Below are 13492 nucleotides of genomic sequence, written 5' to 3'. Positions count from 1 at the left end.
ATGAAAATAGAATGCTAAACATTGTTATTCCTTCCGTCAGATGATACAATATACTTTACTACTTCTAATGGATGCTAGCATGATCCGGGCTTGTCATGCGGCTGCCGGGACTGAGCAGCGTCGGACTTCGACGGTTTGTGAAAGGGGTTCCTGTCTATGGAAATTGAAAGAGAGAGTTCCGAACAGAAAAAGCTGGTGCTTGTCTTTTTCGGTTCGCCCAGTAAAAGCGGAACAACCGCAAAGCTTCTGAACGAGTTCCTGAACCCGCTGAAAGAAAATATGCGAATTGAAACCGTCAACGCATACGAACGAAACATAGCGCCCTGTATTGCCTGCAACGTCTGTGCCGGGGAAGAAAGATGCTCTCAGCCGGACTTTGACGGGATTGACGCGCTGATCCGTGAAGCGGACGTCATTGTTGTTGCCACGCCGGTTTATAACCTGAGTCTGCCCGCGCCGCTCAAGGCGATTGCAGACCGTACACAGCGGTATTTTGCGGCGCGGTTTTCCCTCGGTATCCGCAATCCGGTGAAAAAGCATAAGCAGGCCGCGGCTCTTATTACCTGCGGTTCCAAGGACTGCGAGGGGGCGGAAATCATTGCTCGTCAGCTGAAGCTGATGTTTTCCGTTATGAATACCTCTCTGACCGGAACGGCCGTTTGGACGGGAACGGATTTTGAAGCAGGGAGCGAAACGTTTGAAACGGCGCGTAATTCCGCACGGGAGCTGGCGCTTGCCATAGCGTGTGAATTGTGATATTATAAAATGTAACCTTATTATTTGGGAGGAAAAAATATGTCTGGCCATTCAAAGTGGAATAATATTAAACGTAAAAAAGAGAAGACAGACGGCGCCAAGGCTAAGGTGTTTACAAAAATCGGTCGTGAGCTTGCCGTAGCGGTAAAAGAGGGCGGTGGCCCGGACCCCAACACCAATTCAAAATTGAAGGACTGCATTGCCAAGGCGAAAGCCAACAATGTTCCTAATGACAATATTGAACGCATTATCAAAAAAGCTGCCGGAGACGGGGACGATACCAAGTATGAGAACATTACATACGAAGGATACGGCCCGAACGGCATCGCGGTGATTGTGGAAACGCTGACCGACAACCGCAACCGCACCGCCGGTGATGTCCGCCATTACTTTGACAAATTCGGCGGCAACCTCGGTACCAGCGGCTGTGTTTCTTTTATGTTTGCTCAAAAAGGCCTGATTGTGATTGAAAGAGAGGGTCTGGAGGAAGACAAGGTCATGGAGGACAGTCTGGAAGCGGGCGCGTCCGATTTTCAGGCGGATGAGGATGTTTTTGAAATTTATACCGAGCCGGAAGATTTCAGCGGCGTACGCGACGACCTGGAGCAGAAGGGCTACGAATTTGTTTCCGCAGAGGTGGAGATGGTTCCAAACACCTACACCACGCTGACTGACGAAGAATCCGTTACCAAAATGCAGCGGCTGCTCGACGCCCTTGAGGACAACGACGATGTGCAAAATGTTTGGCATAACTGGGATAATCCCGATATGGATGACTAACAATAATAGAAAGTTTTTCCATATTTTGTGAAACATGGAGGAAGCAAGATGACTGGCTTTGACAATCTATGTATGAACTGTATGTCCGATACAAACGGCAAAACCGAATGTTCCAATTGCGGTTTCAGTTCTGCCGAGCCACAAATGCGCCACGCGCTTCCGTATAGAACCAGACTGCAGAAACGGTATATCGTCGGACGCGCGAAAAAGAGCAACGGCGAAGGAATCACCTATATCGGCTATGATACGGTTCTGAACATACCGATTGAGCTGCGCGAGTTCTTTCCGCAGACCCTGTGTGAAAGGCCCGCCGCCGGGACGGACATCCGTGTGATTGGCGGCAGTGAGATTATCTTTGACGAATGTCTGGCCGCTTTTCTAAATTATTCCAGAGAAATCGCGCACATGCGCGAGCTTTCTGCCATCATACAGATATACGATATCTTTGAAGAGAATCATACGGCCTATACCGTTTCCGAGTGGAACGAAAGCATTACGCTCCGCTATTTTGTGGAGCGCAGCGGCGGCAACCTCAGCTGGAACGCCGCACGGCAGCTTTTCATGCCGGTTCTGTCCGCCCTCAGCGCAATGCAGGCGGCGGGAATCAGGCATCTTGGCATTTCTCCCGACACCCTTAACATCATGCAGGACGGAAAAATGAAGCTCGGCAGCTTCTGCATCAGCGCCGTCCGCCGTATGGATACCGATCTGCCCCCCGACTTGGTTCCGGGCTGTGCCGCCATCGAACAGTATGTCATGAACTATACGCCGAATGAGTCGACCGATGTCTATGGCTTTGCCGCGTCCCTGTTTTTTGCCCTGACGGGAACCATCCCGCAGGACGCCCTGAAACGGCGCAACGATATGCGGCTTCTGATTCCGACCAGCATCATGCGCAGCCTGCCGCCGCATGTGGTGTCGGCAATGGCCAACGCCCTGCAGGTTTCACCCGATAAGCGCACTCCCAGCTTTGAGCGGCTCCGCGCGGAGCTTTCCGCCGCGCCGACCGTCACCGCCACCATTGAAGATACCCAGAGAATCCACAGAACTGCGGCTCCCGAGCCGGAGGAAGAGGACGGCAAAAAGAACGTGCCCAATTTTGTGTGGGTGATCCTGACCTGTGTTTCAGCGCTGATTGTGTTCACAATTGTAGGAATCATCTGGATTTCCAACACTGGAAGGAATGAGACGCCGACGCTTGCCTCTGAAACTTCCCAGGTGGATTCCGCGGCGGCGGATTCCCTCGAAATGACCATGGATTCCGTGGAATCCATGGAGTCCACGGACCCCAGCCTGATCGAAGCGCCGGATCTGGTCGGTCAGGTTTATCAGGAACAGAACAATTCCGGGGAGTCCTCTTCCAATCAGGAGTATCAGGTACTCTTGTCCAGCAAGCAATTCAGCGATACCATTCCCGAAGGCTCCATTATCTCCCAGTCACCCGCGGCGGGTACCAAAATGGCAAAAGGGACGGCAATCGTCGTCGTTGTCAGCGAAGGCGCCGCCGTGCGCACCTTGCCGCCGATTACGGGGAAGACGCTTGCGGAGGCTTCGCAGGCGGTTACCTCAGCCGGGTTCACGCCTACGAAAACGGAGGAATACAACTCCAATGTGGATAAAGGTTTGGTAGTGGGCTATCAGGATGTACAGGAAGGCAGCCAGATGGCCTACGGCTCTCAGGTTGTCATTGTTGTGAGCAAAGGCCCGGCGCCGGGCAGCGTTTCCGGAGGGGATTCCTCAGCTCCCTGAATGCGGCGGAGATTTGCGAACAAGAATGAAATATTGATGAAAAAAGGAGCCTTTCATTCGGCTCCTTTTTTTGTGCGGTATTCGGCAAGCAGCAGATCGACCATCCGGCCGTAGCTTTTTACGCCGTCTTGCTGTTTGTTGGCTTTTAGGTAGGAATCGTTTACATGATCCGCCGCGGTGGCAACCGGACCTTCAAACTGTTTCCAGTAAGCGGAATTGTTGGCAAGATCGCGCCTGACCCCGTCGCTCAGGGTACCGGAAATTTGACCGGCCAGATCCGGGTCCGTGCTGTAAAGCGCGTTTGACGCGTAGATATAGGCGAGCATTACGCCGGAATACCGGAAATCCGCGTCCCCGCTTTTTTCACAGACAAGGTAGCCGATGAAGTTGGCTTCGTCCTCGCGCATATACCCGCGTAAATGGGAGAGCTCGTGGCACATGGTTGACGGGATGGAATAATCCGGGATATCGACGTTGACATTTGCTTCAAAGGTAAACGGGAAGAAGATCCCCGTGATGTCTAAGTAGGACATTACCCGAGAGAAATGTACCGGCTTCGGCTGACCGTACCCCGCGCGCAGCAGCGGATAATCTACGCTGATAGAATCGAACGCCGCCTGAGCCTTTTTCGCTGTCAGCAACGTGTTTTCCGTGCTTAGCCGCATGACGGAATCCTGGTCGGTTTTCACCCCTTCCCGCAGCTCGTTTGCCCTTGCGGCAAGGCTGGTGCATAGTGCCGTCAGTTCCGCTTTGGAAGAGGGACGGATGTCCAGCCCGCAGGTCTGCGCAAAGGGATAGCGGTAATAATTGATTCCGCAGGAAACAGCAAACAAAAAATAAAGCACGCTGGCGGTGCAAAGCAGGTTTAGTACAAATAAAGAAAATATCCTTTTTCGTTTCCCGGGGTTATGTATGATTTTGGCAATAAAGAAAATCATATAAAAAACAGCGCCCGCACTGAGCAGTACAATCAGGACTTCCATTAAGGAAAACGGGATCAGTGAAGTAACGCGGTTTCCCCCGCGGGATAAAACAGAATAAATGGTATTGGCATACCACTCCGCAAAATCGGGATGGTTTTGTGCGGTAAAAATAAGCAGCAGGGCGGCCGGCGCAAACGCAAAAAGCCAGATCCGCCTGAAATGCAGCAGCGTTTTCAAAGCGGCACCTCCAATCCCGTTTATTGTAGTATATTCACACACGCACGTCAATGGAATTTGCACTTTGTGTTTTCCATATTTATACGGAAAGGCAGTTGCCTACACGGTGTAAAAATGATATGATAAGCATTGATAATTTATTTTGAAAGGGAGACTGGCGCATGAAGTTCTACATTAAACAGAGCACCGGTACGGAAGCTCTTTTTACCGTAATAGATGCTCTTGGTCAGTCTGTCTACAGCGTTACCGGTGATTCGTTGTCCATCGGCAGCAAGGTTTATCTGATAGACAACAATCAAAATGAGGCGGCCCGAATCTTCAGCCTTGGAATTTCCGCTATGAGCAAGTATTCCATTTCGATCGGCGACAAGGAACGCGCGCGCGTCACGCTGAATCTTGCCGCGTCAAAGCAGCCCATAAAAATCAAAGGGGTCAGCTGGAAATTCCGCGGTGATTTGCTGACCCGTTCCTATGATCTGATAGACTTGGATTCCGCCGTGGTCATGACGCACGGCCGCTGCTGGAACGAAAACGGCGACTGCTTCGCCGTAGACATCGCCAACCAGTCCAATGTCTTGCTGTGTCTCTGCTTTGCCGTCATCCTTGACAGCACCGTCATCGGCGGCTCCCCCAAAGCGATTCCGGCAAGCTGAAAAAATTGACAAATAACCCATGGAATGCCATAATAAACAAGTTGTTTTACAGTGGCCTTATCAATGAATATACAGACCTTTTATACAGTAATTCCATTTGTAATTATAAAACATCAATTCGATTGATACCTGACACCGTTATTGCTTGGCGCTAACAAAAAGGGATAAAATTCAGGAGGAAAATATATGAGCAGGGAACTTGCAAAAACTTATGACCCACAGGAAGTGGAGGACAGAATTTATGACTTCTGGCTTTCCGGCGGCTATTTTCACGCCGAACCGGACCCCGAGAAGCAGCCATATACCATTGTGATTCCGCCCCCCAACATTACCGGTCAGCTCCATATGGGACATGCACTGGACGAAACGCTGCAGGACATTCTCATCCGCTGGAGAAGGATGCAGGGGTATTCGGCGCTCTGGCTGCCGGGTACCGACCACGCTTCCATTGCCACAGAGGCGAAAATCGTTGAGGCAATGCGTAAAGAAGGCATTACCAAAGAAGAGATCGGGCGAGAGGCTTTTCTGGAACGCGCGTGGAAATGGAAGGAAAAATTCGGCGGCAGAATTATTGAGCAGCTGAAAAAATTAGGTTCCTCCTGCGACTGGGAGCGCGAGCGCTTTACGCTGGACGAAGGCTGCTCCAAAGCGGTCAAAGAGGTTTTTGTAAGACTGTACGAAAAAGGGCTGATTTACCGCGGCGAGCGCATCATCAACTGGTGCCCGCACTGCCGCACCTCTATTTCCGACGCGGAAGTGGAGTTCAGTGAGCACGACGGCTTCTTCTGGCATCTGCGCTATCCTTTTAAGGACGGCAGCGGCTATATTCAACTGGCTACGACCCGCCCGGAGACCATGCTGGGCGATACCGCGGTGGCGGTACATCCCGAAGATGAACGCTACGCGGCCATGGTAGGGAAAACACTGGTTCTCCCGCTGGTAAACCGGGAAATCCCGGTCATAGCCGATACTTACGTCGAGCGTGATTTCGGAACCGGCGTGGTGAAAATCACCCCCGCTCACGACCCGAACGACTTTGAGGTCGGTCTGCGGCATGATCTGCCGATCATCAATGTCATGGATGACGGCGGCAATATGAATGAAAACGCCGGAAAATACGCCGGAATGTCAGCGATGGAGGCCCGCAAACAGATTGTGGAGGACCTCAAGGCAGAGGGATTCCTTGTTGAGGTCGAACCGATCAAACACAACGTCGGCTCCTGCTACCGCTGCGGCACCGTGGTGGAACCGCGCGTTTCCAAACAGTGGTTCGTAAAAATGAAGCCGCTGGCAGAGCCCGCTCTTCAGGAAGTAAAGGACGGGAAAGTGAAATTTGTTCCCGACCGTTTTGAAAAAATTTATGACCACTGGATGGAAAATATCAGGGACTGGTGTATTTCCCGCCAGCTTTGGTGGGGGCACCGTATCCCAGCGTGGTACTGCGCGGATTGCGGGGAAATGATTGTTTCCCGCGACGAGCCCCATACCTGCCCGAAATGCGGCTCCAAAAATCTAAAACAGGACGAGGATACCCTCGACACCTGGTTCAGCTCCGCACTCTGGCCGTTTTCCACCCTTGGCTGGCCGGATAAAACCGAAGATCTGAAATATTTCTATCCGACCAATACCCTTGTTACCGGTTACGACATCATTTTCTTCTGGGTGGCGCGCATGATCTTCTCCGGCATTGAGCAGATGGGAGAGGTTCCGTTCAATACCGTTCTGATTCACGGCCTTGTCCGCGACGCTAAAGGCAGAAAAATGAGCAAATCGCTGGGCAATGGAATCGACCCGCTGGAAATTATTGAAAAATTCGGCGCGGACGCGCTCCGCTTTACCCTCGCAACGGGCAACAGCCCCGGAAATGACATGCGGTTTTCCGACGAGAAGGTGGAGGCCAGCCGGAATTTTGCCAATAAGATCTGGAACGCCTCCCGCTTTATTCTCATGAATATCGACGGTCATGACGTAAAGAATGAGCTTCCCGCGAACCTCGCGGTGGAAGATCAGTGGATTATTGATTCCTTCAACCGCGTGACAAAGGAAATCACGGAAAATCTGGAGCATTTCGAGCTCGGCATCGCCGTACAGAAGCTTTACGATTTTCTGTGGGATGAATTCTGCGACTGGTATATTGAAATTGCGAAAATCCGCCTGAATTCCGACAATCAGGAAACCGCGCAGGGTGTGCGTCAGGTGCTGGTGTGGGTCATGAGCGGAACGCTGAAACTGATGCATCCGTTTATGCCGTACATCACGGAGGAAATCTGGCAGACGCTTCCCCATGAGGGGGAATCCATCATGGTCTCCCGCTGGCCGCAGTACGAGGAAAGCCACAGCTTCCCGCAGGCCGCGGATAATATGTGCAGCATCATGGATGCCGTGCGCGCCGTCCGCAACCGCCGTTCGGAAATGAACGTGCCGCCTTCACGCAGAACCCATCTCTATATAGCCACAAACGATGCCGCTATGTACGAGGCGGGGAAAGAGATCATGAAGAAGCTGGCCTATGCCACCGAAGTGGAAATCGGCGAGGACTTTCAGCTGGAGGGTGCGGCGACGATTGTCACGGCCAACGCGAAGCTGTATATCCCCATGTCCGAGCTGGTGGACAAAAAGGCCGAACTCGAGCGTCTGACCAAGGAACTGGAATCCGCTCAGAAGCAGTATCAGAATGCGCAGGAGAAGCTTGCCAACGAGAAATTTATGTCGAAGGCTCCTGCAAACGTTGTGGAGGGCGTCAGACAGAACGCCGCCAAACTGAGCGACCACATTGCACTGATTCAGTCCGGCATTGAAGCTTTAAAATAATGACGAAAGGCGGACAATCTGTCCGCCTTTTCTATCTTTTAGAATGGTAGGTGTAAAATGATGACTTATGAGGAAGCACTTAAAAAAATAGAGAGTCTGCTCCGTTTCGGTTCTAAACCGGGTCTGGATAGGGTGCAAAAGCTTCTGTCCCTGCTCGGAAATCCGCAGGACAAGCTGAAATTTATCCATGTGGCTGGTACCAACGGGAAAGGCTCCACCTGTGCGCTGGTTGCGTCGGTATTGAAGAAGTCCCAGTATAAAACGGGATTGTTTATCTCTCCTTTTGTTACCGACTTCTGCGAAAGAATGCAGATCAACGGGGAAATGATCGGCCATGAGGAGCTGAGCGCCCTGGTGGAAAAAATATTCCCCCTGGTGGAGCAAATGGCCGCAAACGGGGAAATTATCACGGAGTTTGAGTTGATTACCGCGCTGGCAATGGAGTGGTTCGCACAGGAGCAGTGTGACGTCGTCGTGCTGGAGGTGGGACTTGGCGGCCGTTTGGACGCCACAAATGTGATCTCCACACCGTTAGTGTCCGTTATTACTTCCATTTCCCTTGACCATACCGCCATTTTGGGCGATACACTTGCAAAAATCGCCTATGAGAAATGCGGGATCATCAAGGACAACGGCGTGACCGTCTGCTATCCCGGCCAGAATCCGGAGGCGCTTGCGGTGATCCGCAGTACAGCGGAAGAACGTAAAAACCGTCTTGTTATAGCTGATACGGACAGCGTGGAAGTGCTGTCCATGAATATCAGCGGAACGGGGCTGGAGTACCGCGGGCTTCTGGTCAGCCTGCCGTTTATCGGAGAGCACCAGATCAAAAACGCGGTAACTGCGCTTGCGGTTATTGAAGAACTGAAAAAAATGGGGTACCATATTGCCGACCACAGCATCGAGGCAGGGTTTTCCTCAGCAAGCTTTCCGGCCAGGATGGAGGTTTTGTCCGCCGACCCGCTGATTGTGCTCGACGGCGCGCACAATCCCGACGGTACCGCGGCGCTGGCCGGTGCGGTCAAAAAATACCTTGGAAACAAAAAAATCATTGCGATTGCCGGTATGCTTGCCGATAAGGATGTTTCGGGCGCTGTCGGCAATTTTACGGGTCTGTTTTCCCGGGTGTTTACGCTTGCCCCGAACAGTCCGCGCGCACTGGACGCAAAAGCTCTTGCGGAAAAGTTTCAGAGCATTGGAGCGAACGCGGAACCGACGGAAAACGCGGATGCCGCCCTTGCGAAGGCGCTTTCTCTGCTTAATGCGGACAGCGCGCTGTTGATCTGCGGTTCGCTGTATCTCGCGGGCGACATCCGGCCGCGCGTTCTGGAGCTGCTCCATACAAAATAAAAACAGCCTGTCCGCAAATTTCGAGTAAAATTTTACAGGAAAGCCTTTATCTTTATAGATAAGGGCTTTTTTATTGCAATAATCTGAATAAAAGATCTTCAATCTGCCAAAACTAATATGATTACATATATCATGGAGGGATCCGCATGGGTGTCAGATTAATACTCAGGGAGGGCGAAATGACCGCCGTACTGAGCGGTGAAATCGACCATCATTCCGCACGGGAAATCCGCGGTGCTATTGATGAAGCGGCGTCTAAAGTAAAACCGAAGCTGTTAACGCTCGATTTTTCGGGGGTTCAGTTTATGGACAGTTCCGGCGTAGGGCTGATTATGGGACGCTGCAAGCTGTTGCAGATCTGGGGCGGCAGCGTCAGGATTGCAAATTTGCAGCCTAAAATTGAAAAAATTGTCTCGCTTGCCGGGTTGAACCAGCTATGCAGTATTGTAAAGGATGTGAAGATTCATGAAGCCAATTAATGAAATGTCCGTTTCCTTCCCGAGCTGTTCGGCAAACGAATCCTTCAGCAGAGCGGCGATCGCGTCGTTTGCAGCACAGCTTGACCCTACCATTGATGAACTGAGTGATATTAAAACAGCGGTTTCAGAGGCGGTTACCAACTGTATTGTCCACGCCTACCGCAATACCATAGGAATCATATACATAACCTGTAAATTATACGAGAACGGCAGAATCAGCATCCGCATCCGCGACAAGGGCTGTGGCATAGAAGATATAGAACAGGCCATGCAGCCGCTGTTCAGTACTTCTGAAGACGAAGAACGCGCGGGCTTGGGTTTTGCTGTCATGGAGAGTTTTATGGATGTTCTGAGAGTGACCTCCAAACCGGGACAAGGAACATCGGTTACCATGAGTAAAACCATCCAGCGCCGCCGGACGGAAAAGAACCATTAATATGGACAGAGAGCAAACAATCAATGACAATATTGGTCTTGTACACGCCTGCGTCAAGCATTTTAAAGGACGCGGGGTAGAATACGACGACCTTTTTCAGGCCGGTTGTCTGGGCCTTGTCAAGGCGGTGGACAACTTTGACAGCGAGCGCGGCGTGAAGTTTTCCACCTATGCCGTCCCGGTTATTCTGGGGGAAATCAGGCGTCTCTTCCGTGACGGCGGCGCAATCAAGGTCGGCAGGGGACTGAAAGAGCTGGCCATGCGCGCCTCACGGGAATCGGCCGCGTTCAGCGAGCGGGAGGGCCGTTCGCCGACAGTCGGTGAACTGGCAGAGCTTCTGAATGTGGAACCTGCAGAGGCAGCTCAGGCAATTGGGGCTTCCCAGCTTCCACTTTCGCTCACCGCTTCCCCGGAAGAGGGCGGAGGACAGATTGACGTCAGTGTGGAAAGCGGCGACGACAAAATCGCGGAGTTGATTTCCTTGAAGCAGGTTGTTACGGAGCTCCCACCCAAAGACAGAAGCATCATTGTTTTCCGTTATTTTAAAAGCCAAACACAAACACAGACCGCCGAAGCGCTCGGAATGACGCAGGTACAGGTTTCCCGACGCGAAAAAGTCATTCTTAACCAGCTGCGCGCAAAATTGTCATGAGTTTCAGTGTAAAAAGAGCTCTCCGCTGCAGCGGAGAGCTCTTTTCAGTTATCGGTAAGATCTTTCAGGTCATACGGTGTCTGCTGGTATACATAATAGTTCAGCCAGTTGATGAACAAGAGGTTCGCGTGGCTGCGCCATACAAAGGGCGGTTCCCGTGTAACGTCGTCATTCGGGAAATAGTGTTTCGGAATATTTGGCTGGATTCCTTTTTTCAGATCTCTGAAATATTCGTGGGCAAGTGTGTTGCAGTCATACTCCAGATGACCAGTGACAAAGAACTGCCTGCCGTTTTTTCTGGCAATGATATGAACGCCCGCCTCTTCGGAAGCGGTCAAAACAATCAGTTCCTCGATTTTTTCAATATCCTCTATTCTGACTTCGGTATTTCTGGAATGCGGAGAGAAGAAATTATCATCGAAGCCGCGAACCAGCGGATGCCGGCAGTCGAGCAGACGGTGAAGAAATACGCCGGAGAGCTTTTCGGGCAGCTGATATTTCGGTACCCCGAAGTGATAATAAAGGCCGGCCTGTGCGCCCCAGCAGATATGCAGCGTCGAATAAACATTTCGTTTGCTCCAGGCCATGATCTTACAGAGCTCTTCCCAATAATCGACTTCCTCAAAGGGAAGATTTTCGACAGGAGCCCCCGTGATAATCATTCCGTCGAATTTATCATCCTTTAGATCATCAAAAGTTTTATAAAACGTGTTAAGATGAGAAGAAGATGTATTTTTTGAAACATGTGTTGCCATCTGCATCAGTTCCACGTCCACCTGTAAAGGCGAGTTGCCCAGAAGCCTGAGAAGCTGGGTTTCCGTATCAATTTTGGTGGGCATTAGATTAAGGATTACGATCTTCAGCGGACGGATGTCCTGTGTAATCGCACGCTGCTGCGTCATCACAAATATATTTTCAGACTCCAGCACTTCCACCGCCGGAAGATTTTCCTGTATTTTAATTGGCATGCTTTGCCCTCCCTGTTATTAGAAACATGGATTTATTATACCAAACATCTATAAATCCTGCAATATACCACAAAATATTGAAAGTTTCATAAAATAGTGAAAAAAGCGTTGACAATGTATAATGGAAGTGGTATTATAGTGAAGCCGTCGAAAAACGGGAACAAAATGCTTGACAAGTCCACCGAAATGTGATAAACTTCAAAGCGTTCTCCTGTGTAGTTTGACGGAGACCAGGACCTTGAAAATTAAACAACGAAGAAGAATTAAGGAACCCGTAATTATAGAGAGTTTAAATGTACTTTCGGACAAAGAGGGTTGGCGCTCTTCAAAAAAGCCAACAAAGAATACACGTTAGTGTATCGTATTTAGAGCTCTTCAAAAACTCTGAGTATTACGATATAAACGCCTTCGGGCGATTATATACAATATTTTAGAGAGTTTGATCCTGGCTCAGGACGAACGCTGGCGGCGTGCCTAACACATGCAAGTCGAACGGAATTAAGTTTAACACCGAACGCTTCGTTTGGTGGAAACGCCTGACCGAGTGGTGGGTGTTGAACTTAATTTAGTGGCGGACGGGTGAGTAACGCGTGAGTAACCTGCCTTTCAGAGGGGGATAACGTCTGGAAACGGACGCTAATACCGCATGACATATTGAGGTCACATGACCATGATATCAAAGGAGCAATCCGCTGAAAGATGGACTCGCGTCCGATTAGCTAGTTGGTGAGATAAAGGCCCACCAAGGCGACGATCGGTAGCCGGACTGAGAGGTTGAACGGCCACATTGGGACTGAGACACGGCCCAGACTCCTACGGGAGGCAGCAGTGGGGGATATTGCACAATGGAGGAAACTCTGATGCAGCAACGCCGCGTGAGGGAAGAAGGTTTTCGGATTGTAAACCTCTGTCCTTGGTGACGAAAAAAATGACGGTAGCCAAGGAGGAAGCTCCGGCTAACTACGTGCCAGCAGCCGCGGTAATACGTAGGGAGCAAGCGTTGTCCGGATTTACTGGGTGTAAAGGGTGCGTAGGCGGCTCTGCAAGTCAGGCGTGAAATATATGGGCTTAACCCATAGACTGCGTTTGAAACTGTGGAGCTTGAGTGAAGTAGAGGTAGGCGGAATTCCCGGTGTAGCGGTGAAATGCGTAGAGATCGGGAGGAACACCAGTGGCGAAGGCGGCTTACTGGGCTTTAACTGACGCTGAGGCACGAAAGCATGGGTAGCAAACAGGATTAGATACCCTGGTAGTCCATGCCGTAAACGATGATTACTAGGTGTGGGGGGTCTGACCCCTTCCGTGCCGGAGTTAACACAATAAGTAATCCACCTGGGGAGTACGGCCGCAAGGTTGAAACTCAAAGGAATTGACGGGGGCCCGCACAAGCAGTGGAGTATGTGGTTTAATTCGAAGCAACGCGAAGAACCTTACCAGGTCTTGACATCCAACTAACGAAGCAGAGATGCATTAGGTGCCCTTCGGGGAAAGTTGAGACAGGTGGTGCATGGTTGTCGTCAGCTCGTGTCGTGAGATGTTGGGTTAAGTCCCGCAACGAGCGCAACCCCTGTGATTAGTTGCTACGCAAGAGCACTCTAATCAGACTGCCGTTGACAAAACGGAGGAAGGTGGGGACGACGTCAAATCATCATGCCCTTTATGACCTGGGCTACACACGTACTACAATGGCTGTTAACA

At 51.0% G+C, this 13492-nt stretch carries 11 protein-coding genes and 1 rRNA gene; 10 read left to right on the top strand and 2 right to left on the bottom strand.

Annotated elements, in window-relative coordinates:
- Window positions 1-156: 156 nt before the first annotated feature.
- From J5W02_RS13300 to J5W02_RS13290, 3 genes are read left to right on the top strand one after another with little or no spacing between them, the layout of a single operon-like run.
- On the top strand, window positions 157-756 hold the full coding sequence (locus J5W02_RS13300; protein WP_219966196.1) for a flavodoxin family protein: 600 nt from the start codon (window positions 157-159) through the stop codon (window positions 754-756).
- A 39-nt stretch (window positions 757-795) separates the two neighbouring features.
- Window positions 796-1536, top strand: coding sequence for a YebC/PmpR family DNA-binding transcriptional regulator (locus J5W02_RS13295; RefSeq protein ID WP_219966195.1), 741 nt, complete (start codon window positions 796-798; stop codon window positions 1534-1536).
- Between the two features lie 48 nt (window positions 1537-1584).
- Window positions 1585-3285: a PASTA domain-containing protein gene (locus J5W02_RS13290; RefSeq protein ID WP_219966194.1), complete on the top strand. Its 1701-nt coding sequence runs from the start codon at window positions 1585-1587 to the stop codon at window positions 3283-3285.
- 53 nt (window positions 3286-3338) lie between these two features.
- Here J5W02_RS13290 and J5W02_RS13285 read toward each other — a convergent pair whose 3' ends face one another.
- On the bottom strand, window positions 3339-4445 hold the full coding sequence (locus J5W02_RS13285; RefSeq protein ID WP_219966193.1) for a DUF3810 domain-containing protein: 1107 nt from the start codon (window positions 4443-4445) through the stop codon (window positions 3339-3341).
- A 161-nt stretch (window positions 4446-4606) separates the two neighbouring features.
- Here J5W02_RS13285 and J5W02_RS13280 point away from each other — a divergent pair, with 161 nt between their 5' ends.
- The 6 genes from J5W02_RS13280 to J5W02_RS13255 all read left to right on the top strand — a co-directional run bounded on the left by J5W02_RS13280 (window position 4607) and on the right by J5W02_RS13255 (window position 10826).
- Window positions 4607-5098 carry an LURP-one-related/scramblase family protein gene (locus tag J5W02_RS13280; protein ID WP_219966192.1) on the top strand — a complete coding sequence of 164 codons (492 nt, stop codon included), beginning with the start codon at window positions 4607-4609 and terminating at the stop codon, window positions 5096-5098.
- 186 nt (window positions 5099-5284) lie between these two features.
- Window positions 5285-7909, top strand: coding sequence for a valine--tRNA ligase (locus J5W02_RS13275; protein WP_219966191.1), 2625 nt, complete (start codon window positions 5285-5287; stop codon window positions 7907-7909).
- A gap of 57 nt (window positions 7910-7966) precedes the next feature.
- Window positions 7967-9259 (top strand): bifunctional folylpolyglutamate synthase/dihydrofolate synthase, encoded by a 1293-nt coding sequence (locus tag J5W02_RS13270; RefSeq protein WP_255575766.1) that lies wholly within the window; start codon window positions 7967-7969, stop codon window positions 9257-9259.
- A 146-nt stretch (window positions 9260-9405) separates the two neighbouring features.
- The gene (locus J5W02_RS13265; RefSeq protein ID WP_219966190.1) at window positions 9406-9738 is read left to right on the top strand and encodes an STAS domain-containing protein; all 333 of its coding nucleotides are present in this window, start codon (window positions 9406-9408) and stop codon (window positions 9736-9738) included.
- On the top strand, window positions 9725-10174 hold the full coding sequence (gene spoIIAB / locus J5W02_RS13260; RefSeq protein ID WP_219966189.1) for an anti-sigma F factor: 450 nt from the start codon (window positions 9725-9727) through the stop codon (window positions 10172-10174). Before J5W02_RS13265 ends, spoIIAB begins: the two co-directional genes overlap by 14 nt.
- Window position 10175: 1 nt before the next feature.
- Complete coding sequence (locus J5W02_RS13255; protein WP_219966188.1) at window positions 10176-10826, top strand: sigma-70 family RNA polymerase sigma factor; 651 nt, start codon at window positions 10176-10178, stop codon at window positions 10824-10826.
- A gap of 44 nt (window positions 10827-10870) precedes the next feature.
- Here J5W02_RS13255 and metA read toward each other — a convergent pair whose 3' ends face one another.
- Entirely contained in the window at window positions 10871-11794 is a 924-nt protein-coding gene (metA, locus tag J5W02_RS13250; protein WP_219966187.1) for a homoserine O-acetyltransferase MetA, read from the bottom strand.
- Between the two features lie 427 nt (window positions 11795-12221).
- Between metA and J5W02_RS13245 the strand changes: the two genes are divergently transcribed.
- A 16S ribosomal RNA gene (locus J5W02_RS13245) occupies window positions 12222-13492 on the top strand; the annotation flags it as partial.

Origin of the sequence: Caproiciproducens faecalis, from assembly GCF_019448085.1 — a bacterium.
Taxonomy (GTDB): domain Bacteria; phylum Bacillota; class Clostridia; order Oscillospirales; family Acutalibacteraceae; genus Caproiciproducens; species Caproiciproducens faecalis.
Note: the sequence above shows the minus strand (reverse complement) of the source record. Positions and strands in the feature narration are given on the sequence as shown.